The sequence below is a fragment of the Erysipelatoclostridium sp. AM42-17 genome (assembly GCF_003480255.1).
Classification (GTDB): Bacteria; Bacillota_I; Bacilli_A; order Erysipelotrichales; family Coprobacillaceae; genus Faecalibacillus.
This window is the reverse complement of sequence record NZ_QUIN01000013.1, coordinates 20784-42567: the sequence shown is the minus strand read 5'-3', so window position 1 is coordinate 42567 and position 21784 is coordinate 20784. Positions and strand designations below refer to the sequence as shown.

The 21784-nt window shown below is 29.0% G+C and carries 24 protein-coding genes, 1 tRNA gene and 1 pseudogene; 9 read left to right on the top strand and 17 right to left on the bottom strand.

The features are described from left to right. Positions 1-38: 38 nt before the first annotated feature. Positions 39-386: a hypothetical protein gene (locus DW911_RS06335; protein ID WP_118432891.1), complete on the bottom strand. Its 348-nt coding sequence runs from the start codon at positions 384-386 to the stop codon at positions 39-41. 91 nt (positions 387-477) lie between these two features. On the opposite strand from DW911_RS06335, the gene DW911_RS06330 reads away from it, so the two are divergent. Further along, on the top strand, positions 478-1677 hold the full coding sequence (locus DW911_RS06330) for an FtsW/RodA/SpoVE family cell cycle protein (protein WP_118432890.1): 1200 nt from the start codon (positions 478-480) through the stop codon (positions 1675-1677). Between the two features lie 85 nt (positions 1678-1762). Here the strand turns inward: DW911_RS06330 and DW911_RS06325 are convergent, their stop codons facing one another. Together DW911_RS06325 and DW911_RS06320 are read right to left on the bottom strand one after the other, a co-directional pair. Next, entirely contained in the window at positions 1763-2590 is an 828-nt protein-coding gene (locus DW911_RS06325; protein ID WP_118432889.1) for an RluA family pseudouridine synthase, read from the bottom strand. Beyond that, positions 2587-3363 (bottom strand): NAD kinase, encoded by a 777-nt coding sequence (locus DW911_RS06320; protein WP_118432888.1) that lies wholly within the window; start codon positions 3361-3363, stop codon positions 2587-2589. The genes DW911_RS06325 and DW911_RS06320 overlap by 4 nt, the downstream gene beginning before the upstream one ends. A 71-nt stretch (positions 3364-3434) precedes the next feature. Between DW911_RS06320 and DW911_RS06315 the strand changes: the two genes are divergently transcribed. Next, complete coding sequence (locus DW911_RS06315; protein ID WP_118432887.1) at positions 3435-3998, top strand: CYTH domain-containing protein; 564 nt, start codon at positions 3435-3437, stop codon at positions 3996-3998. A gap of 11 nt (positions 3999-4009) precedes the next feature. Here DW911_RS06315 and DW911_RS06310 read toward each other — a convergent pair whose 3' ends face one another. Continuing rightward, on the bottom strand, positions 4010-4633 hold the full coding sequence (locus DW911_RS06310) for a hypothetical protein (RefSeq protein WP_118432886.1): 624 nt from the start codon (positions 4631-4633) through the stop codon (positions 4010-4012). A gap of 153 nt (positions 4634-4786) precedes the next feature. Further along, positions 4787-5254, bottom strand: coding sequence for a transcriptional regulator Spx (gene spx, locus DW911_RS06305; protein ID WP_118432885.1), 468 nt, complete (start codon positions 5252-5254; stop codon positions 4787-4789). 362 nt (positions 5255-5616) lie between these two features. Here spx and trpS point away from each other — a divergent pair, with 362 nt between their 5' ends. Further along, positions 5617-6612 (top strand): tryptophan--tRNA ligase, encoded by a 996-nt coding sequence (gene trpS / locus DW911_RS06300; protein ID WP_118432884.1) that lies wholly within the window; start codon positions 5617-5619, stop codon positions 6610-6612. A 7-nt stretch (positions 6613-6619) separates the two neighbouring features. Here the strand turns inward: trpS and DW911_RS06295 are convergent, their stop codons facing one another. Continuing rightward, entirely contained in the window at positions 6620-7213 is a 594-nt protein-coding gene (locus DW911_RS06295) for a hypothetical protein (protein WP_118432883.1), read from the bottom strand. A gap of 99 nt (positions 7214-7312) precedes the next feature. On the opposite strand from DW911_RS06295, the gene DW911_RS06290 reads away from it, so the two are divergent. Then, complete coding sequence (locus DW911_RS06290) at positions 7313-8155, top strand: undecaprenyl-diphosphate phosphatase (protein ID WP_118432882.1); 843 nt, start codon at positions 7313-7315, stop codon at positions 8153-8155. A gap of 20 nt (positions 8156-8175) precedes the next feature. Here DW911_RS06290 and DW911_RS06285 read toward each other — a convergent pair whose 3' ends face one another. Next, the gene (locus tag DW911_RS06285) at positions 8176-8550 is read right to left on the bottom strand and encodes a RidA family protein (RefSeq protein WP_118432881.1); all 375 of its coding nucleotides are present in this window, start codon (positions 8548-8550) and stop codon (positions 8176-8178) included. A gap of 83 nt (positions 8551-8633) precedes the next feature. Between DW911_RS06285 and DW911_RS06280 the strand changes: the two genes are divergently transcribed. The 3 genes from DW911_RS06280 to DW911_RS06270 all read left to right on the top strand — a co-directional run bounded on the left by DW911_RS06280 (position 8634) and on the right by DW911_RS06270 (position 11704). Then, positions 8634-9821: an aminotransferase-like domain-containing protein gene (locus tag DW911_RS06280; RefSeq protein ID WP_118607610.1), complete on the top strand. Its 1188-nt coding sequence runs from the start codon at positions 8634-8636 to the stop codon at positions 9819-9821. 77 nt (positions 9822-9898) lie between these two features. Beyond that, complete coding sequence (locus tag DW911_RS06275) at positions 9899-11134, top strand: patatin-like phospholipase family protein (protein WP_118432879.1); 1236 nt, start codon at positions 9899-9901, stop codon at positions 11132-11134. Between the two features lie 45 nt (positions 11135-11179). Then, positions 11180-11704, top strand: coding sequence for a biotin transporter BioY (locus tag DW911_RS06270; RefSeq protein ID WP_118432878.1), 525 nt, complete (start codon positions 11180-11182; stop codon positions 11702-11704). A gap of 6 nt (positions 11705-11710) precedes the next feature. Here DW911_RS06270 and DW911_RS06265 read toward each other — a convergent pair whose 3' ends face one another. Next, positions 11711-12796, bottom strand: a complete 1086-nt coding sequence (locus DW911_RS06265; protein ID WP_158568205.1) for a VanZ family protein — start codon at positions 12794-12796, stop codon at positions 11711-11713. Between the two features lie 80 nt (positions 12797-12876). Here DW911_RS06265 and DW911_RS06260 point away from each other — a divergent pair, with 80 nt between their 5' ends. Continuing rightward, the gene (locus DW911_RS06260; RefSeq protein WP_118607609.1) at positions 12877-13656 is read left to right on the top strand and encodes a polysaccharide deacetylase family protein; all 780 of its coding nucleotides are present in this window, start codon (positions 12877-12879) and stop codon (positions 13654-13656) included. Between the two features lie 641 nt (positions 13657-14297). On the opposite strand, the gene DW911_RS06255 is transcribed toward DW911_RS06260, so the two are convergent. The 8 genes from DW911_RS06255 to DW911_RS11145 form a co-directional block, all read right to left on the bottom strand. Then, positions 14298-15458: a phosphoglycerate dehydrogenase gene (locus tag DW911_RS06255; protein WP_118607608.1), complete on the bottom strand. Its 1161-nt coding sequence runs from the start codon at positions 15456-15458 to the stop codon at positions 14298-14300. A gap of 10 nt (positions 15459-15468) precedes the next feature. Next, positions 15469-16554, bottom strand: coding sequence for a 3-phosphoserine/phosphohydroxythreonine transaminase (gene serC / locus DW911_RS06250; RefSeq protein WP_118607607.1), 1086 nt, complete (start codon positions 16552-16554; stop codon positions 15469-15471). A 176-nt stretch (positions 16555-16730) separates the two neighbouring features. Beyond that, complete coding sequence (locus DW911_RS06245; RefSeq protein ID WP_233541856.1) at positions 16731-17525, bottom strand: histidinol-phosphatase HisJ family protein; 795 nt, start codon at positions 17523-17525, stop codon at positions 16731-16733. A 68-nt stretch (positions 17526-17593) separates the two neighbouring features. Beyond that, complete coding sequence (locus tag DW911_RS06240; protein WP_118432873.1) at positions 17594-18403, bottom strand: hypothetical protein; 810 nt, start codon at positions 18401-18403, stop codon at positions 17594-17596. Positions 18404-18473: 70 nt separating this feature from the next. Then, on the bottom strand, positions 18474-19499 hold the full coding sequence (locus DW911_RS06235) for a M42 family metallopeptidase (RefSeq protein WP_118432872.1): 1026 nt from the start codon (positions 19497-19499) through the stop codon (positions 18474-18476). Further along, positions 19492-20046 carry a DNA-3-methyladenine glycosylase I gene (locus DW911_RS06230; RefSeq protein WP_118607606.1) on the bottom strand — a complete coding sequence of 185 codons (555 nt, stop codon included), beginning with the start codon at positions 20044-20046 and terminating at the stop codon, positions 19492-19494. Before DW911_RS06230 ends, DW911_RS06235 begins: the two co-directional genes overlap by 8 nt. 9 nt (positions 20047-20055) lie before the next feature. Further along, positions 20056-20622, bottom strand: coding sequence for an AEC family transporter (locus tag DW911_RS11150; protein ID WP_233543040.1), 567 nt, complete (start codon positions 20620-20622; stop codon positions 20056-20058). 45 nt (positions 20623-20667) lie between these two features. Next, on the bottom strand, positions 20668-20988 hold the full coding sequence (locus DW911_RS11145) for an AEC family transporter (RefSeq protein ID WP_233543033.1): 321 nt from the start codon (positions 20986-20988) through the stop codon (positions 20668-20670). 118 nt (positions 20989-21106) lie between these two features. On the opposite strand from DW911_RS11145, the gene DW911_RS06220 reads away from it, so the two are divergent. Next, positions 21107-21182, top strand: a tRNA-Glu gene (locus tag DW911_RS06220). Positions 21183-21201: 19 nt separating this feature from the next. Here the strand turns inward: DW911_RS06220 and DW911_RS11140 are convergent. After that, positions 21202-21784 (bottom strand): annotated as a pseudogene (locus DW911_RS11140) (glutamate--tRNA ligase); the annotation flags it as partial.

Sequence of the window (21784 nt, the reverse complement as noted above, 5' to 3'; positions counted from 1 at the left end):
AAAGCACCTCCTTAACTAAAATAAGCAGACCACTCTGCTTATTTACGACTATTCACTAATTCACTAATTTCAGTAGAAAATTTACCCATAATCACTGTAATTTTTCCCGTAGATTGAATAATACCACTTGCTCCTAAAGCTTTTAATTCATCTATCTTTACAAGATCATCATCATTTAAGAAAAATGTCATCTTACTTCCATTGGCCACACTTTCTTTAATATTATCTATTCCCCCTAATGAAGCAATTAAATCATCAATAGAAATAGGTAATTCTCTATTTTCAATTCCTTTAGGTGTTTTATTTTTTAACACCTTTGAAAAAATAAACCAGCCAATAAGTAAAATGGCAATAACAATAGCTATATAAATAAAATACGCTTGCATATACAATCCTCCATAAAAAAATCTTTATTTATCATATATTTATAGTATACTATATCTTGAATTTAAAAACTAGAAAATAAGGAGGAACAACATGAAAAATAACAACGAGTCACTGATATGCTGGCCCCTCATTATCATTATAGCAATCTTATCAACTATTAGTTGTATTGCTGTAAAATGTGCCGCTCCTTATGTTACGACGATACCTAATCCCGGCAGTTTATGGTTAAAACAAGTTCTTTATTATGGTTTAGGAGCTATCATTATTTTTTGTATATTAAAATTTAAAAATGATCGTTTATATTCATCAATGTGGATTATTTATGGTATTTTGATGGTGTTTTTAATAGGATTGGTTATTGAAAGATTTTCTGTTTACCACTTTGGTGCTTCCATTGTTCCTTTTGCACATGAAACCAATGGTGCAACATCTTGGTATAATTTTCCAGGCTTTTCATTCCAACCATCAGAATTCATGAAAATTGCCTTAATTATTTGTATGTCACAAATTATATCTGATCATAACAGCACTTATACAGTTCATGACTTTGAAAGTGATATGCGCCTTATTGGTAAAGTTTTAGCTGTTGCATTACCACCAATGATCTTAGTTTATCTCCAAAATGATGCTGGTGTTACATTAATTATGCTTGCTTCTATTATTTTTATTCTCTTTGTCGCAGGTATTAATCATAAATGGTATGCCATAGGTGCAGGTGCTTTAATTATAGGTATTACTATTTTAGTTTACTTATTTATTTATCAACATGATATTTTTACTCATATCTTTACCGGGCATAAATTAGATCGTATTTATGGTTGGCTAGATCCTGAAGGAACTTATCAAGATCAAGGCTACCAGTTATATAATGCTATGATGGCTTATGGTACAGCTGGTTGGTTTGGTCATGGTTTTAAATCAATTATTATTTCTTTACAAGAACCTCAAACTGACTTTATTTTTGCAGTCATTACCTTAGGTTTTGGATTTGTTGGCGGCATTGTTACTTTAGTTGCTATCTTAGCACTTGATGTCATTATTTTAAGAATTGGTTTACAGACTAAAAATAATAAGGATCGTTACTTCATTGCCGGTGTATTTGGTTGCTTAATATTTCAACAATTTTGGAATATTGGTATGCTTCTAGGATTACTACCGATTACCGGTATTACTCTTCCATTTATTTCTTATGGAGGATCATCATTACTTTCTTATATGATTGCTATGGGAATTTGTTTTGATATTTACCGTCAATCAAGAATTGAAAATAGAAAAAATAGATATTACTAGGAATTCAATAAAATGAATTCCTTTTTTATTAAAAAAGACGATTACTCGTCTTTTTGATTGTTTTTAAAGCATATCTATTCCTTACTTAATCTTTACAATCATATTTATCCTCTTTTTTAAATTCTAAAAATTCTTTCGTATAAGGATGAACAAAAGAGAGTTCGACACTATCCAAATAAAACAATGTGTTTTCTTTAGCACCATAAAGCTGATCTCCAGCTAAAGGATAACCAATACTACTTAAATGAACCCTAATTTGATGAGTTCTTCCTGTATCTAAGATACATTCAACAAGTGTTTTATCCTCAATATTTTTTAATACACGATAATATGTTCTTGCTTCTTTACCATCTTTAGAAATAATTCTTTTAATCGAATCATGAGCTTTAGCGATAGGACTATCAATGATACCTTCACCTTTTAATGTACCTTCTACTAAACAGTGATAAACTCTTTTTACCTGTTTAATATCTTGACTTAATAAATAATGTGATCGACTATCTTTAGCAATCAACATTAAACCTTGCGTTTCTTTATCTAATCTATTAACAAGATGTACCGTAGCTAAAATATGATGATCATTGAAATATTTAATTAAGCCGTTGGCTAACGTGTGATGAGGATATCTTTTTGTAGGAATACAAGGAATGTTTGCCTGTTTATCAATGACTAAATAGTATTCATCTTCATAAACAATCTTTAAAGGAATATCATCCGGTTCAATACAAGATAGTTCTAAAGGAAAGATGATGTTTAAGACATCATCTTTTTGTAATAAATAACGTACTGTCACATGTTGACCATTAACTAGAAAATCACCATGATTTTTAATTCTTTTAATCATTGCTTTAGAAATATCAAGCGTCTTTAAATAATCTTTTAATATTATTTTTTCTTGAATAATTCTTCTCATGAATGAATATAAGCCCTTCTTACTCTTTTAATAAATGACATTTCTTTATACTCAATGAATTTCATAGCTCTCTTTGATAAATGAACTTCTATACTTTCCACATCTTGAAATGAATACTGCAAATGATCAATTCCTAACCATAAATCTTTAAAATCACCTTTTAATTTAATAGTTTGTCGATCATCTAAAATCAAACTCGATCCTAAACTACGATAAGCATTATGATGAATTCCTGCTACTTCTGTTAACTGCATTAAAGGAATACCTGGATAAATCAAAGCACCACCTAAAGACTTATTATAAGCTGTTGATCCTGAAGGAGTAGAAACGCATAAACCATTTCCTCTAAATACCTCTAATAAAACATCATTAATATAAACTGAAATCACTTGAGTTGAAAAACCATGATCCAAACGCATTTCATTTAATGCATAAAGTGTTTTGGTTTCATCCTTTAAGTGCACCTTCACTTCTAACAGATGTCTTGGCATACAATGATATTCATTCTTTTTAATATCATGAATTAACTCGTCAACTTCATCTCTTTGATAATCTGTAAAAAAGCCTAGCGTTCCCGTATGTATGCCAACATAATAACAATCAACATCCATATATTGATGAACAGCCTCTAATATTGTTCCATCCCCACCAACAGAAATCACTAAATCTGGTTTTTGATTATCATATATAAGTTCATCTTTTAATCCATGATGAATATCTTCTGCCAATTTCTTAGAAAGATCATCATTTCTTACCACTAATGTGTATTTCATCTTCGCTTCCTGCCTGTCTTATATTATAATATCATTATATATCACGAAAAATATTTATAAAAGAGGGAAATATGGAACAACTAGAAATTGAATTTAAAATCTTACTCACTAAAGAAATGTATCAAAAAATAAAAAATGATTTTAAAAATCAAATAAAAGAAACTTACAGTCAAACAAATTATTATTTAATGCATCCTATATTAGACCAACTGCAATATTCTTTACGTATTAGAAAAAAAAAGAATAGTTATGAACTAACATTAAAAAGACCATCCTCATCCGGTCTTAAAGAAATGAACATTCAAATTGATGAAACAATAAAAAATAAAATATTTCATCATCAACCTGTAGATAATGAAATATTTACTATTCTAAAGGATTTAAATATTGCCTATCAAGATTTGAACTGTCAGCATTATTTAAAAACAATACGCAGTGATATTGAATTAAAAGAAGGTATCCTTTCTCTAGATGACAATGAATATAATGGTGTCAAAGATTATGAAATGGAATTAGAGGTATTAAATAAAGAAGAAGGATACCAAAAATGGTTATCTATTTTAAAACATTATCACTTATCATATAAAAAGAATTGCGATAGTAAAATTAAAAGAATGAAAATGACGCTTAAATAAGCGCCATTTTTTTAATTATCCATTTCTGTAATTTTCCATTTATCATCAATCTTTGATAAAGTTAATTTTGATTTAAATGAAGTTGATTTAACATCTTTTAATTGATTTTTCAAAACATCAAACATATCTTTAGAAACATCATCAAATAATTTAACAGTCATTTCTTTTTGACTTGTCATTCCAGCAAATTCACTCATATGTTCATTGATATAATTTTGAACTAAAGTTTCCACTTCGCTTGAGTCAAAGTTTATTCCATTATAATCTTTTGCTTTCCCTGATACAACTACTGTAGCTTTATCATCTTTAACAGTGATTTTCCCAATTTTTATATTTTCAAATAATGAGCTAAAAACGTCTTCTTTGAATTTATTTGCTTCTTTAATAAATGTTTCCCCATAAGTTTCAGTGTCAGTAAATTGTTCAAATTGTTGATCTAACGCAGTTAATCCTAACTGTTTACTAACAGAAGCAGAACATAGTTTTTGTACTTTATCAGTATCTCCTTTTTGTAATGCAGTAAAGAAACTATTGACTTGTTTTTTTACCGTTGCTGATTCATCATCCTTTGATGAACATCCAATCATGGCTACTGAAAGTACCAGCACCAACATGAACTTCCATAATTTTTTCATCTTTTTTCCCTCCAAATATATTTCGACTTTTTTAAAGTAAAGCCCCTGCTATTTTGGATTTGTTTTAAATAAAGTAAATCCAAATACTATATTCATTATAGCATATAAATGACATATTTTGTTTAAATATTAAACAAAATATAAAAAGTCAAACTAATTGTTTGACTTCATTTTATCTTTTAAATATGCTTCTTTAAAACTTACAAAACCTTTTTCTTTTTTAAATTGTGGACAATTTTCAACATGATCACATTCTGCTAATTGTCTTAATTCACGAGGAATAAATACACGAATTTCTTCTGCATTATATCCAACCTGAAATCTCTTTTCATCAATCATAATAGGTCTTTTTAAAATTGAAGGATTCTCTTGAATAAATTCAATTAAATCATTAACTGACATTGATTCAATGTCTACCTTGTTTTCTTTAATAATTTTACTACGTTTAGAGATAATATCATCGGTTCCATTTTCACTACGTTCTAACAGTTCTTTTAATTCTTCTTTACGAAGTAAAGTTGAAAAAATGTTTTTTTCAACATAAGGAATCTGATGATCTTTTAACCATGCTTTTACCTTTCGACATGATGCACAACTTGGTGCTGTATATATGCGAATCATCCTATCATCTCCTTTATGACAATTATACATGATTTTTACTTATTTTCTATCTTTATTTTTATTATTATATATAATAGCTCATATTGACAAAAGAATTTCTCTATGATACTTTTAATAAGTAAATAAACTTGTGATTGGGAGATAAAACAAGGAAAGCCCTCAAAGAGAGTCTAGGATGGTGAAATCTAGATAGTAAGCAACTTGGCAAATGGACCCATGAAGGCAAAGGGGAAAGGCAACGAGTATCTTTTGACGTAAGCCCACGTTACAAGGCAAAAATGTGATAGCATTCAAAAGGTGGTATAACAGACAACATCTGTCCTTTTTAGGATAGATGTTTTTTTATTAAAGGAGGAAATAATATGAAAAGAATGTTAAGTGGTATTAAACCAACCGGAAGAGTGACTCTAGGAAATTATATTGGAGCCATTAAACCATTTGTAAGTTATCAAGATGAATATGAAATGATTGTATTTGTCGCTAACTTACATAGTATGACAGTTTATCAAGAACCTAAAGATTTAAGAAAAAACACAAAGGATTTAATTGCACTCTATTTGGCAGCAGGTCTTGATCCTCAAAAAGTAACTTTATTTTTACAATCTGATGTGTTAGAACATGCCCAACTAGGTTGGTATCTAGGATGTATGGTTTCTATGGGTGAATTATCAAGAATGACTCAATATAAAGATAAAGCAAGTAAAATAGGTAAAAATGAATCAATTGGTGCAGGAATATTTAATTATCCTTCATTGATGAATGCTGATATTTTAATGTATGATCCTGATTATGTACCTGTTGGTGAAGACCAAAAACAACATTGTGAACTTGCACGTGATATTGCTGAAAGATTTAATAATCGTTATAGTGAAACATTCAAATTACCTGAACCTATTGTTCCTAAAGTTGGTGGTCGTATTATGGATTTACAAGACCCTACTAAAAAAATGTCTAAATCTGATGAAACAGGTAAAGGATGTATTTATATTTTAGATGATATTAATGTATCTAAAAAGAAAATCATGTCTGCGGTAACTGATAGTGATAATAAGATTATTTATGACGTTAAAAATAAACCAGGTATTTCTAATTTACTTACTATTTATTCTATTTTAAGTGAAAAATCAATTCCTGAATTAGAAAAACAATATGAAAATAGTGGTTATGGAACATTCAAAAAAGATTTAGCTGAAGTTGTTGGTCAAGAACTACAAAAAATTCATGATCGTTATCAAGAAATTATTCAAGGTGATTATATTGATACTGTATTAAACGAAGGAGCCCAAACAGCTCGTAGAATTGCTCGTAAGAAATTAGCTAAAGTAGAAAGAAAAATGGGTATTACAATAAAGAAATAAGCAAAGCTTATTTCTTTTTATATTGTGGTTTAAGTAATTCATGATAAAGATATTCATGAATAAATGAATAACCGTGTTCTATTTTCTTTTTTAAAATAAAATACATCTTCATATTCTCTTTTTCTTTAATATATAGTGAACGAACAAGATGAATAAAGTCACTCAACTGATGAATATAAAGTTCATCTAATCTTTGATCAATAAATTGCTTTTTTATTCTTTCATCACGAGTTAAACCATATTCCTTCATTTCCCCTTCATCATACATAAAATAGGTGATGACTGTATGTGGTAAACTTGCAATCTCTTCATTGATGCGTTTTCGATCTTCAATATTTAAAACACTGCGATAACATAATTTTCCTTTTTCATCCGTTTCTACTACAATCGTATAAAAACCATTACCTAAAGCAAATACTTTATTATATAAATGATGATCTAATACTTGCAGACAACCATATATAAAATCATGTAAAGTTTCATCATCAACATGATACATTGTTAAAGAAGTAATAAATTCTATATCGTCACCCGGATACCACTCATATGGTTCTAGTAATTCTTCATCTTCTTTAACCCAATTTACGATAATCCTCTCCATAATCTCCTCCTAATATATATATATATGTTTTTAACCATTAAAAATGTTTTAGTATATTTTTATATTTATTTAATATATAATGAGTGTCGAGGTGAAATTATGAAACTATTAAAAGATATTATTGTGTACGCTATTTTAGGTGCCATTCAAGGTTTTTCTGAACCTATTCCTATTTCTAGTAGCGGACATTTAGTTTTATTCCAAAGTCTTTTTTCTAAAATGGGGTTAATGGTTCCCCAAATGAATGATGTGACTTTTGAAGTTATTGTTAATACCGGATCACTCATTGCGATTATGTATTATTATCGTCAAGATATCATTCGTTTAATCAAATCATTCTTTAGTTATATTGCTAAACCTGAAGAAAGACAAACTTTATTACCTGATTTTCGTTTTTGTATGTTACTTATTGTAGCTACCATTCCAGCTGCTATTGGTGGAGCATTGTTTAATGATAAAATTGAAAGTGCCTTTTCTAACGCTAAATTCGTAGGTTGTATGCTTTTAATTACTGCTATCTTCTTAATGCTTATTCATAAATTTGGTTATAAAGGAAGAAGAACAACAAAGAATTTAAATTTATGGGATGCCCTTAGAATGGGAATTTTCCAATTATTTGCTTTACTTCCTGGGATCTCTCGTAGTGGTTCTACTTTAACTGGAGGAATGCTTGGTGGTTTAGATCAAAAAGCAGCCAGAGATTTTTCATTCTTTATGTTTATGCCTGTGAGTTTTGGGGCTATTATTTTAAAATTAAAACACTTTTTAACAAGTTCAACTGTTGCTGCTTTATGGCTTCCTTATTTAATTAGTTTTATTGTCAGTGGAGTTGTAACTTACTTGGCATTACATTTATTATTTAGCATCTTAAATAAAAAGAAACTAAATTATTTTTCATATTATTGTTTAGTTGTTGGTATTATCGCCATTCTATTTTTATAAAAAAAGAGCTTATGCTCTTTTTATTTTACTGCGATAACTTCTACTTCTAATAAAGCTCCTTTAGGAAGTTTTGCTACTTCTACTGCAGATCTTGCAGGATAAGGTTCTCCAAAATACTCTGCATAAATTCCATTTACAGTAACAAAGTCATCCATATTATCTAAAAATACTGTTGTTTTAACAACATCTTTAAAAGATAATCCTTGGCTTTCTAATAATCCTTTAACATTTTTTAATGCTTGATGTGCTTGTGCTTCAATACCTTCTGGCATTTTCCCTGTTTCTGGAACTAATGGAATTTGTCCTGAAAAATAGTAAGTGTTACCTACATGAATTCCTTGACTATATGGTCCAATAGCACCAGGAGCTTGATTTGTTTTAACAACTTCTTTCATGTTCTTCCTCCTTATGCTTGTTATTATAACAAACAACGCCTATAATGTTAAGGAATAATCTATACATAAAAAGGGGAACAACAATGAATTATCAATACTCAAAAAGATTTAATCAATTCACACCTAGCATGATTCGTCAAGTTCTTGTTGATGCTGCAGGACCTGATATGATCAACTTTTCGCCAGGATTTCCTGATCGTGAATCATTTGCGGTTGAAGAAATCCAAAAATTATCACAAGAGGTCTTAAATGATTCTATTTATGAAATCTTACAATATGCACCTAAACCTGCTTATACTGGTTTACAAAAAGCTATTAAAACTTTCTTTAATTCTTTAGAACCTGTCGTTAAGGAAAGTGACGATATTATGATTACTTCTGGTTCCGGGGAAGGACTAGAAATGGCTGCTAAAGTCTTCTTAGATGAAGGTGATTACATGGTTGTTGAAGATCCTAGTTTTATTGGTGCATTAAATGGTTTTAAAAGTAATAATGCAAAATTAATTGGTGTACCAATGGATGATGAAGGATTAGATTTAGAATTATTAGAACAAGCTTTTCAAAGAAAGCCACAACCTAAACTTCTTTATACTATTCCAACATTTCAAAATCCTACTTGTCTTACGACAACACTAGAAAGAAGAAAAGCAATTTATGAATTATGTAAAAAATATCATGTTTTAATTCTTGAAGATAATCCTTATGGAACTTTACGTTTTAAAGGAACATCTGTTCCAAGTTATAAATCATTTGATGATGCAAGAATTGTAATTTATCTTGCTAGTTTATCAAAAATCATCTCTCCAGGTATTCGTCTAGGTGCTATAGTGGCTGATAAAGATATTACTGATCACTTTGCTATTATGAAAGGTGCGAGTGGTGGTGCTGCTACAAACTGGTCACAATATGTCATTACACGTTTTTTAAATACCGTTGATATGAAACAACATATTAAAAGAGTGAGTGAAATTTATCAAAGAAAAAGTACACTTATGGTAGAAACAATGAAAAAAACCTTTCATCCTGATGTTCAATTTAAAGCACCTGATGGGGGGATGTTTGTATGGTTTACTTTACCAGACAAAATCAAACCTGAATCGTTCTTGCAAGCGGCTGTTGCTAAGCATATTGCGATTGTTCCAGGGTATTGTTTTGCTACTAACTACCCTAGTCAAGGATTTAGATTATCCTTCACGAGTGAATCTCCTGAACAAATTGTAAAAGGAATTACAATGCTTGGTGAATTAACTTATGAACTGATGAACCAATAGAATTGAGGACTTAAAAATATCTTTCTTGGTATTTTTAAGTCTTTTTTTGTATAATTTATTTATAAGGATGTGATGTTATGAAATATGGTTTAGTTTTATCTGGCGGTGGCGCTAAAGGTGCTTACGAAGCTGGATGTATAAAAGCTTTAAAAGAATTAGGATATGAGTTTGATATTGTCACAGGGACTTCTATTGGTGCTTTAAATGGTCTATTAGTGGCACAACATGACTATGATAAACTCTATCATTTATGGGATACATTATCTTTAGATCAAGTATTAACTGATCCTATTCAATTTGATTTTTCAATTGAATCTATGTTACAACAATCAAACTTAATGATGTCCTTTTTTAAATCTTATATTAATAAAAAAGGAGCTGATATTACTCCTTTAAAGAATTTAATTCATTCACTTTATGATGGTAAAAAAGCAAAAAATTCATCTACAAAATATGGTTTGGTTACTGTTACGTTCCCTCAATTAAAACCTATTGAAATAACAGTCGATCAAATGAATGATACAAATATCGTTGAGTATGCTATTGCTTCTGCATCATGTTTCCCTGCTTTTCCTATTCATGAAATTGATCAACAAGGATACATTGACGGTGGTTACTTTGACAATCTTCCAATCTCTCTAGCCTTAGATATGGGAGCTAAATCAATTATCGCTATTGAACTTAATCAAGAAGCTACTCATGAGTATTTACTTCATCGTCCTGGTATTAAAGTCATCAGACCAAGTTTACCACTAGGTGGTTTCTTAGATTTTGATCGTACTTTATTGGATTTTAGAATCTGTCTCGGTTATTATGATACCCTTAAAGCATTTAACAAACTAAAGGGATATCGCTATACATTTAAAAATGAAAAAGTACCTCAGAATATATGTCAAACCTTTTATCACAAAGTTTTAAATTACGAAAATCAACTGAATCATACTATTTTAAACCGTGCTATTGGTAATGACAGTATTCCCCTTACTCAACTACTCAAAGCAGATACTTATCTTGATCAAATTCAGTTGGATGATTATTTTATTTTAGGATTAGAGATTACTATGGATTACTTATCTTACCAACATGATACGATTTATGAATTTGATAATGTTATTCAAGAAGTCAAAAAACATTTTAAAATTAATGAAGATGATCGTCTTTTATTTAAACAATTAGGACAAAATTTAAAAGATCTTACCAGCAAACAAAGTCTAAGTTATTTTTTATCTAATCCTGATAATTTACCTAATATCATTCCTAGTTTATTTACTAAAGAATTTCTCATCGCTTTATTCGTTCAAAGTCTTTATTGACAAAAACCTTGGAGTTTGTTAGGATAACTCCAGGAGGTGTTTAGTTTGAACTTCAAAGTAAAAGAAATATGTTATTGTGCTTTAATGGTTTGTTTATTAGCACTTTTATCACAAATTAAAATTGATTTACCGGGTTATGTCCCTATTACCTTACAAACTTTAGCTGTCTATCTACTTTCATTAGTATTGACTCCTCAAGAAGCATTTTTTACTTGTTTTGTTTATTTACTAATGGGTGCCATTGGATTACCTGTATTTGCTGGATTTCATGGGGGTATCGCTTCTTTAGTAGGTTATACTGGTGGTTATTTATTTGCCTTTCCAATCATGGCTATGCTTATAAGTTATTTATCAAGAAAATATTCATCCTATATAGCCTGTTTTATTGGATCTTTAGTTTGTTATATAATCGGAACCGCATGGTTTATGTTACTTACAAAAATGGCATTAGGACCCTCTTTAATGATGTGTGTTATTCCATTTATTCCCGGTGATTTTGTTAAAATACTTATTTCAGTTATGATTTACAATAAAATAAAAGACAGAATATCTTTAACATCTGCCTTTTAAAGAACCTTACTGAGGTTCTTTTATTATACTGATTTCATGAATATGACTCCACTTTTCATAAAATAAATCATCATGAGTAATCATGCTATGTACAAATACTTGATAAACAAAGTAAACTAATGTAAAAATACAAACAAATATGATGAGCCATATCAATAAATGACTATGATTTAATTGACTCATTTCATATTGTAAAATTTGGGGAATACCAGCAATCACAAACCAAAGTGAGCCATAACGAATCATTAGATTCGTTATTCTAGGAACTTCATTTTGTTCATCTCTCAATGCAATTTTCACTATCTTTTTGCCCAATGTTTGACCATTGCATAACGCTGGAATAACACAAAAATAAATGAACACAAAGATAACCAATCTTACATTTTTATCTATTTGCTTAAATAAGCATATTATGATCATATCAAATAAATACATCACAAAAAGATCAATCACAAAACCTACTAATCTTCTAATAAATGAAACTTTTGTCCCTTTAATATATGATTTTTCAATAAGCTTATCTTTACTCGGTAAAAAACAAGTCAATAATGGTGTAATCCAATACCCTACCATTGCTCCAAAGGTATTTACAATGATATCATCTACATCAAATAAACGATAAGGATATTGATAAACCCCACATATCCCTGTTAATTGTAATAATTCAAATGATAAAGACATCAAAAATCCTAAAATAAAAACACTGAACCAGCTTTTTTTAAAATAATATCTCAAATATACCCCTAAAGGTAAAGTAAGGAGAATATTGAAAAAAGCTTGGTAAACATAAGGATTTTTAACAAAATCAACAATAGAATGAAAATGACAAGCTAAAATCATATCTACAAAATGAAAAGGAACAAGTTGCATTGTCGTTGCAAGTCTAGGAATATCTTCTTTTGGTAAAGGAAGTAAAACCATAAAATATGCACATAATAAATACAATATAAATGAGTAGACAACCACAATTCTTGTAAGCAACATAGCCCCATATTTACGATATTGACTGATAATATAAGGAATTGTAAAAATAATCGCTAAGATAGGAAAAATCATCAATCCTGCTTTAATTGGATAAATATAAACTGACATAATACACCTCACTAAAAGCATTATATACTTTTTTCTTTTATTAGAATAGTGAATTTTGTTATAATGATTGCGGTGATAAAATGAAAGATTTTAAAAAAATGTTGCTGACCTTATTATGTAGTTATCTTATTATTGGTCTATGTTGGATAAGTAAAGATATCATTATTCATGAAAATAACAAAGATGGCTTACCAGTTTTAGGTTATCATGGTGTAGTCAGTGATCAAGAGAAACAAAACCACTACCAAAATAATCCTTATTTTTTAAGTCAAAGTCAATTTGACCAACAAATGAAATATTTAGCACAAAATAACTATCAATGTCTTACGATGCAAGATGTTGAAGATTATTACCGAGGAAATAAAAAAATTGCAAAAAAGGCTGTATGTTTAACCTTTGATGATGGTTATCTTAACTTTAACACAGTCGTTAAACCAATCATAAAAAAATACAATCTACATGCCACATGTTTTGTTATTGGCTATAAAGTAAAACATAATAAAGCCGGTTATCTACATCAAGCTGATATAAAGAATGATCAATATGTTTCCTACTATTCACATTCATATAATCTTCATCATTTTGCTAGAATTCATCACTTAAAAAAAATAGAAACTTTATCTACAGAAGAAATAAAAAAAGACTTCGATACTAATATAGTTAGTAATCAGTATTTTGCTTTTCCCTATGGAGTAAGTAGCCAAAATGCACAAAGCTATTTAAAGAACAGCTCTACCCATCTTGCCTTTAGCTATAATCAAAATAGAAATATGACTAGAGCCGATCAACAATACTTATTGCCTCGTTATTTGATGTTTGATAAAATGCCTTTTTTCTATTACAAATGGATAATTGAATAAAACTAAATAAAGGTATCAAATAAAAATGATACCTTTTTCTTATTATTTCAATTCCCTTTTCTTAATAAACAATACGACCATAATAACAAATATATTATATAATGAGGCAATCGCTACTGGTCTTACTAAATGATAGTTACAATTTAGCATTAATATGTATTGTAATACATGCATGACTATAAAAAAGATAAGAAAATATACATCGTCATTTTTTGTCAGTTGCTTGTCATAAAAGAAATAAATAGCCACAAATACCAATGTCATTATTCCATAAGTAATGGGATATACTATATTAAAGACATTCTCAAAATGAGCACACTTACTTGCAATTTCAGATGAATAAAAATATGTAAATCGATAACCATTATATTTTAATAGACCATAGCCACACAATTCAATAATCAAAAATAAGGAACAATAAAGCCTCTTTACTCGTTTCGTTTTTAACTCCCCCATTATAACTTTTTAGTAACTCATATGGTTCTGTGTAGAAAACGCCTTCTCTATAAAAAGTATATTATCTTATCACTATTTATTCGTTCTTTTATCATAAAATACATAATTATCAACACCAATAGCAAGTTTCATTTAACATAATAAAAAGACCTATAAGTTATTTAACAAACTTATAGGTCCTTTTATTATTTAATAACTCTTACATTAATAATTCCTTTAGCTGCTTCAATACGTTCAATAATATCTTGACGTACATCATCATTCGTATCAATTAAAGTATAGGCATAATCCCCTTTAGAACGATTAACCATATTTTCAATATTTAAAGAATGATCAGCAAATAACTTAGAAATTAAAGCTAAGATATTAGGTACATTACGATTTGTAATACATAATCTTACTTTTGATTCACGAGGTTGATTAACTGCTGGGAAGTTAACTGAATTAGTAATGTTTCCATTTTCTAAGAAATCCTTTAATTCTTTAACTGCCATTTTAGCACAGTTATCTTCACTTTCAGGTGTTGATGCACCTAAGTGTGGTAAAACAACAATATGTTCTTTACCAATATATTCTACTTGAGCAAAATCAGTAATATATCTTTCTACTTTTCCCTCATCAATGGATGCAAGTAAATCATCACTATTAACTAAATCCCCTCTAGCAAAATTTAATAGTCTTACACCATCTTTCATTAAAGCAAAAGCGTCTTTATTAATCATACCTTTAGTATCTTTATTACTTGGAACATGAATTGTAATATAGTCACATTCTTTGTAAATATCTTCTACATTTTTAGCTTGATGAACATGTTTTGATAAAGCCCAAGCTGCATTAACTCCAATAAATGGATCATAACCATAAACATCCATTCCTAATTTAACAGCTGCATTAGCGACATTAACACCTATTGCCCCTAATCCAATAACCCCTAATTTCTTTCCTTCAATTTCAGGACCAACAAATTGAGATTTTCCTTTTTCTGCTGTTTTAGCGACATTTTCATCATCTTTTAAAGTATCAACCCAACGAATACTTTCAACAATTTTTCTTGATGATAAAAACAATGCACATAATACTAATTCTTTTACAGCATTCGCATTTGCTCCCGGTGTATTAAAAACAACGATCCCTTTTTCACTACATTTTTCTACAGGAATATTATTAACGCCTGCTCCTGCTCTGGCAATAGCTTTTAATGATGCCGGAAAATCATATTCATGCAAAGATGCACTTCTAAGTAAAATAGCATCTTCTTGATTTTCATCTTCCCCATAATGATATTGATCATCTAATTGCTTTAAACCAACATCAGCAATCTTATTCATTAATTTTACTTTATACATATTGTTCCCCTTATTTATTTTTTGCTTCAAAATCTTTCATAAAAGCAATTAATTTTTTAACACCATCTAATGGCATAGCGTTGTAAATTGATGCACGAATTCCCCCTACAGAACGATGACCTTTTAAGTTAGTCATCCCTGTTTCAATACTTTCTTTTACAAACAATGCATCTAAGTCTTTATTAGGTGTAGTAAATGTGACATTCATTAAAGAACGATTTTCTTTATCACTATGAGTAATATAGAAATCACTACTATCTAAGTAATCATATAATAATTGTGCTTTTTCTTGATTACGTTTTTGCATAACTTCTAATCCCCCTAGGTTATCAATCCACTCAAGCACTAATCCTAATACATAAATCGCATAAGCTGGTGGTGTATTATACATAGAATCTTTATCAATCATTAATTGATAGTCTAATAATACTGGTGTTGTATCAGATACTTTTTGAAGTAATTCTTCTTTGATAATAGCGACACCTAATCCAGCAATCCCCATATTTTTTTGTGCTCCAGCATAAATCATACCAAATTTTGATACATCTACTGATTTAGATAAGATATTTGATGACATATCAGCTACGATAGGTACTCCATTGGTTTCAGGAACATATTTCCATTCTGTTCCATAAATTGTATTGTTTGCACATAAATGTACATAAGATGCATCTTTTGATAAATCTAATTCATCTTGTGTAGGAATATGTTTAAAATCATTGCTACTTCCATCATATGCAATGTGAATGTCCCCGTATTTTTTTGCTTCTGCAGCTGCTTTTTTAGAAAACGCTCCAGTAATAATGTAATCAGCTTTCCCATTTTTTAATAAATTCAATGGTACCATTGAAAACTGTTGTGTTGCTCCCCCTTGAATAAAGACAATTTGATAATCATCTGGTATATTCATTACTTTCTTTAATAATCCTTTAGTCTTATTAAAAATATCTAAATAGGAAGAGGATCTATGACTCATCTCCATTACACTCATACCACTGCCTTCGTAGTTTAACATTTGCTTAGCAGCTTTTTCTAATACTTCTACTGGTAACATAGATGGTCCAGCAGAAAAGTTGTAAACTCTTTTTTCGGTCATATATTGAACCTTCCTTTCTATTTTATTTCCACCATTATATTGTATACAATCTTCTTTGTCTAGTAATATCATAAAAATTGTATACAATTATAAATTCCTATCATCGTGATAAATTTACTACTATACATTTTATGCTCTCATATTTGTATTTAGACGTAAAAAAAATCGCTAAAAAATTAGCGATAACAAGCATCATAGACATCTTTTATACAAGTTCCCACGTCACTTGGCTTATGAGCATCACTGGCTGTAATGATATCAACACCATACTCTCTAAAAATTTGTAATAATTCTTTAGATAAACCTTTATCTGGATGATGATAACGATAATAACATCCTGTATTACATTCCCCTTTTACATGATGTTCAACTAATAACTGTGCTAGTTTTTGATATGTTGGTGTTAAATCATATGTTGGATAATAACCAAACATCTTAATCGTATCTGGATGTGCTAACTGTGTAAACAAATCACTTTCTACTAAATCAAAAATCAGTTCATAATATCTTTGATAAATCTTATTGGTATCATATTTATCCCATAAGATTTCTTTAGACCATGACATATCGTATAATAACCCATCAATTGAATGAATAGCCCCCACTAAAAAATCAAAATGATAAGGTTCTAATATCTTTTTTATTTCTTCTTTGTATTCTGGTACATAGCAAACTTCTAAGCCAAATAAGACTTCTATTGGTAAATCACATGATTTAACTTCTTTTATTAATTTAACATAATCATCCAAAGTATCTTTAAACTTCATCTCTTTATTTGCTAACCACTGTTCTTGCTTGTCACAAGCGTCTTTCACTCCTTGATATGTCCCCTCGAATTCTTTAAAACGATGAGTATGATCTAATATTTGAATACGATCAAACCCCTGTTTATATGCTGCATTTACAAATTCCATTACATAATCTTTAGTAAGTGGTCCATTTTCTAAATGCATATGTCCATCTATAAGCATTCTTTTTCCCCCCCCCTTTAATTTTTAATCATTATAAGCATTTTAAATCTAAAAAACAAATTATATGATTATTTGTCTTTAAATGTTTTTAAATAAACAATGATCATCAATACCAAGGATATAGCTAAATAGATAAAAGATAATACATGTAGAAATGATGTATCAATCGTTACTTTTTGTCCTAGTAAATGGGTTGATAAGTAATATGAATTGTTTTGAATCATATTGATTAAAATGATATCTAAAATAAAACTGATAAAATAACTGATTCCTTGAAGAAAAATAAAGAAAGAAGATGAACTATTTTCTAATAATAAAAAACTTAAAATCAAATAACCGGAAATTAAAATGACTTTAAATAATAGTGAATGAAGGACTCGATAAATCCTAATCATTAATTTGCCTTTACTTGAAATTCTATTTTTTAATACTTTTATTTTTTGTTTAAACAGTTGCTCAAAATTAATATTTTTCTTTAAGTTTTTTTTTAATGATATCACCTGTTTAGATGTTAATGTCTTATTTAAACGTTTTTCGACTATATCAACGATATCATTATAAAATTCATCAACATGATTTTGATTGATTGTGATATTTTGATTATTTAAAATATAATCAATTGAACTATCAAAATAATCACTATTAAGTTTGTAGAGTGATGCACTTCTTTTAATATCACTTTGCATATTTAATAATTGTTGATTATTTAGATGTTGAAAATCATCAAAAATAATATCACCGATCCTATTTGAAATATTAGGACTGATATTATAATCTGAAATCGTTTTAACACAAATTCTTTTTATTGATAAACTTACTGAAAAAAAACTTAATACTATCGTTATTCCCACAATAAGTCCTATTATTTTCTTTTTCATAAAATCACCTTATTTATATTATAAAACAATTGTATCTTAAACATGCAAAAAAGTAAGCGAAATTCTTCACTTACTTTGTTAGATATCTCATTAATAAATTCATTGTCGCTAAAACTGCCTTTTGATGCGTTCTTTCATAACCATGACTAGCAAACACGCCAGCACCAATCAATGCCCCTTTAATATCATTTCCCCCACGCAATGCTGCAGAAACATCACTACCATACATTGGATAAATATCAACAGCATAATCAATATCATACTTCTTAGCTAAATCAATTAAACCATTTACCATATGATAATCATAAGGTCCTGAAGAATCTTTAGCACAAATAGAAACTTGATATTCACTACATTGTAAGTCATCACCAATGCATCCCATGTCAATGGCTAGTAGTTCTTGAATATCTTGAGGAATAGCACTCATACCATGACCTACTTCTTCATATGTAGAAATCAATACTTTTAAATGATGACTTGGTTTGATATCCTTCTCTTTTAAATATTTTAAAACCGTAAAAATAATTGCCACACTCAATTTATCATCTAAAAATCGAGATTTTATAAATCCTGACTCTGTTATGACAGTTTTAGAATCAAAACAAATATAATCTCCATTATTAATCCCTAATTTTAAAACATCTTCTTTATTATGAACAATTTCATCTAAAATAACTTCCATTGTTTCTTCTTGTCTTACTTCTTGACTTGCTTGTTTATAAACATGTTTAGAAGGATGATTAGAGAAAAAAGTACCTGTATAGACTTTGCCATCACGGCTATGAATACGACATAATTCACTATCTATTGATGCCAAAACCGGACTGCCAATAGGCGTAAACGCTAAATGTCCATTGTCTTTAATTGAACGAACCATCGCTCCCAAAGTATCAACATGTGCACATATACCAACAGTTCTTTCATCCAAACCAGGTACCTCAATCATCATATTCCCTTTTTGATTACGTGAAAAAGGATAACCCAGTTCTAAGGCATACTCTTCTATTTTTTTTGCGATATTGTCACTGAATCCACTAGGACTATCAATACTCATCATTTCCTTTAATATCTTTTTAAAATAATCTAAATCAAACATCTTTCTTTCCTCCTAAAAAACATTCTTCTTCATGATCATTAATAATACCTATGGCTTGTAAAAAAGAATAAATCGTTACTGTTCCTACAAAAGACATTCCTTTTTTCTTTAAATCCTTAGAGATTGTATCAGATAAATCATTATGTGTTAAATGATGATCTGTTGGATAAACGATTTCATGATTGGTAAAATGCCATATATATTCACTAAAGCTGCCCCAAGATTGTTGAATATCAATAAATTTTTGAGCATTACAAATAGCTGCTTTTATTTTTCTTTGATTTCTAATAATAAGAGGATTATTCATTAACTCTATAATTTTATTTTCTTGATAGTTTGCGATTTTATTTACATCAAACTGATCAAATGCCTCTTTAAAAGCCTCTCTTTTCTTTAATATCGTAATCCAAGAAAGCCCTGCCTGAAATGTTTCTAATAAAAACATTTCATATAATTTTTGATCATCATATACAGGTTGACCCCATTCATAATCATGATAATCTTTATAAATTTGACTTGATTCATCTACCCAATGACATCTTTTCATCTTTTTCTCCTATATTAACATATTATAAATCATAATCATCAGTGGCATTGTTACTACACATAAAATCACACTCATAGCATTAATCACACTGGCTCCTCCAGGATTATTGTCATAAATTTGAGCAAACTGTGTCACTGTTGAAGCACTTGGCGCACTGGCAGCTAGAAGTGAAATCAAAAGTATGGATGTTCCATTTGGAGCGATATGATCAATTCCTGAATAAACAAATATGAATAATATAACCAATGGTAAAACAATTAATCTAAAAAAACAAATAAAATAAACTCTTTTTTTACGAAAAACAGCTTTTAAATCCATCTTTGCTAGTAACATTCCAATAACAAACATGGATAATGGTCCCATTAAATTAGACATACTATTCATGGCACTTGTAACCGGAACAGGTAAACTAACTTGTATAAAAAATAAAATAATACCAATTAAAATAGATAAAATATTAATATTAAATAATATTTTCTTTAAATCAAAAGACTTATCTTTACTAATCATAAATTTACAATGAGTCCAAAGTAAAATTGTTTGTACAATCATATACCCACTAGCATAAAATACCATTTCTTGTCCTAAAACAATTTGAACTAAAGGTAAAATTAAATTACCTCAATTAGAATAAATAATAGATGCTTTTTCTATTGTATTGAAATGAAAAAACTTTCCTAATATATAGGTAAGCATAATATAAATAATATGGACAATGATTGCTGCAACAATAGCTAATATAAAACCTTTCATCTTTTCTGGTGTACATTTAATTAAAAAAGAATTAATAATCGCACATGGTGCTGCTACGTAAAGAACAATAGCTGATAACATTTTACTATCATCGATGCGACAAATCTTCTTTTTAATCAATATAAACCCTACTAAGATCATAATAAACATTGCCATAATTTGCTTAGTCAACGATATACTTAATTCCATAACTTTCACCCAGTAAACTATTATAATCCTTATCATTTTAAAAAGTTTATTTTTTCTAATTATGAAATGTAATCTATCCTTTTCATCAGTATAATAAAGTGCTATTATAATAGGGTATGGTCCATTGGTGAAGCGGTTAACACACTAGGTTCTCATCCTAGCATTCAGGGGTTCGAACCCCCTATGGACTACCATATAAAAATAAAAAGCCATTTAGGCTTTTTTATTTTTTAATCCTAAAATGGCTTGTTCAATTCTTCTTAACGATTCTTGAAGACCTAGAATAGAAACCAGTTCAACAGCACCTCCAGGTGTTACTTCTTTAAAAGATAAAGCTACTCTTAAAGGGTACATAATTTGTCCATTTTTAACATGCTTTTCTTTAGCTAAAGCAACAAATTGTTGATATAAATTATCTATACTGGTATCTTTACAATGCTTCAATAATTCTTGTAACCAAAGTAAGGCTTCTAATGATTGTTCTTCATTGGTTTTCATTTTTTTATTAATAAACATACAAGCATTAAATGGTAAAGGATCTTGAATAAAGTCAATCATACCCTCAATTTCATCTAAATAAGAAACACGTTGTTGTAATAATTTACTTAAAGCCAGTAAATCTACAGCACGAGTAATCTTTTGATAATGTGACAAAGCTAATTGATGAAACTGTTCTAAACTCAGATTTCGTATATAAATCCCATTCATCCATTTTAATTTATTAATATCAAATAATGCTGGTGCTTTAGAAATTCTTTTTATATCAAATTGTTCAACTAATTCATCTAAAGTAAAA

Coding starts and splice junctions, on each gene's coding strand:
- serC (WP_118607607.1), bottom strand. CDS start 16,554: ATGACCGAAAAAAGAGTTTACAACTTTTCTGCTGGACCATCTATGTTA.
- DW911_RS06285 (WP_118432881.1), bottom strand. CDS start 8,550: ATGAAAGAAGTTGTTAAAACAAATCAAGCTCCTGGTGCTATTGGACCA.
- DW911_RS11145 (WP_233543033.1), bottom strand. CDS start 20,988: ATGGAATTAAGTATATCGTTGACTAAGCAAATTATGGCAATGTTTATT.
- DW911_RS06330 (WP_118432890.1), top strand. CDS start 478: ATGAAAAATAACAACGAGTCACTGATATGCTGGCCCCTCATTATCATT.
- DW911_RS06290 (WP_118432882.1), top strand. CDS start 7,313: ATGAAACTATTAAAAGATATTATTGTGTACGCTATTTTAGGTGCCATT.
- DW911_RS06325 (WP_118432889.1), bottom strand. CDS start 2,590: ATGAGAAGAATTATTCAAGAAAAAATAATATTAAAAGATTATTTAAAG.
- DW911_RS06275 (WP_118432879.1), top strand. CDS start 9,899: ATGAAATATGGTTTAGTTTTATCTGGCGGTGGCGCTAAAGGTGCTTAC.
- DW911_RS06280 (WP_118607610.1), top strand. CDS start 8,634: ATGAATTATCAATACTCAAAAAGATTTAATCAATTCACACCTAGCATG.
- DW911_RS06255 (WP_118607608.1), bottom strand. CDS start 15,458: ATGTATAAAGTAAAATTAATGAATAAGATTGCTGATGTTGGTTTAAAG.
- DW911_RS06235 (WP_118432872.1), bottom strand. CDS start 19,499: ATGTTTGATTTAGATTATTTTAAAAAGATATTAAAGGAAATGATGAGT.
- DW911_RS06240 (WP_118432873.1), bottom strand. CDS start 18,403: ATGAAAAAGAAAATAATAGGACTTATTGTGGGAATAACGATAGTATTA.
- DW911_RS06315 (WP_118432887.1), top strand. CDS start 3,435: ATGGAACAACTAGAAATTGAATTTAAAATCTTACTCACTAAAGAAATG.
- spx (WP_118432885.1), bottom strand. CDS start 5,254: ATGATTCGCATATATACAGCACCAAGTTGTGCATCATGTCGAAAGGTA.
- DW911_RS06265 (WP_158568205.1), bottom strand. CDS start 12,796: ATGTCAGTTTATATTTATCCAATTAAAGCAGGATTGATGATTTTTCCT.
- DW911_RS06245 (WP_233541856.1), bottom strand. CDS start 17,525: ATGCTTATAGATGGACATATGCATTTAGAAAATGGACCACTTACTAAA.
- DW911_RS06260 (WP_118607609.1), top strand. CDS start 12,877: ATGAAAGATTTTAAAAAAATGTTGCTGACCTTATTATGTAGTTATCTT.
- trpS (WP_118432884.1), top strand. CDS start 5,617: ATGAAAAGAATGTTAAGTGGTATTAAACCAACCGGAAGAGTGACTCTA.
- DW911_RS06230 (WP_118607606.1), bottom strand. CDS start 20,046: ATGAAAAGATGTCATTGGGTAGATGAATCAAGTCAAATTTATAAAGAT.
- DW911_RS06335 (WP_118432891.1), bottom strand. CDS start 386: ATGCAAGCGTATTTTATTTATATAGCTATTGTTATTGCCATTTTACTT.
- DW911_RS06295 (WP_118432883.1), bottom strand. CDS start 7,213: ATGGAGAGGATTATCGTAAATTGGGTTAAAGAAGATGAAGAATTACTA.
- DW911_RS11150 (WP_233543040.1), bottom strand. CDS start 20,622: ATGGTATTTTATGCTAGTGGGTATATGATTGTACAAACAATTTTACTT.
- DW911_RS06310 (WP_118432886.1), bottom strand. CDS start 4,633: ATGAAAAAATTATGGAAGTTCATGTTGGTGCTGGTACTTTCAGTAGCC.
- DW911_RS06320 (WP_118432888.1), bottom strand. CDS start 3,363: ATGAAATACACATTAGTGGTAAGAAATGATGATCTTTCTAAGAAATTG.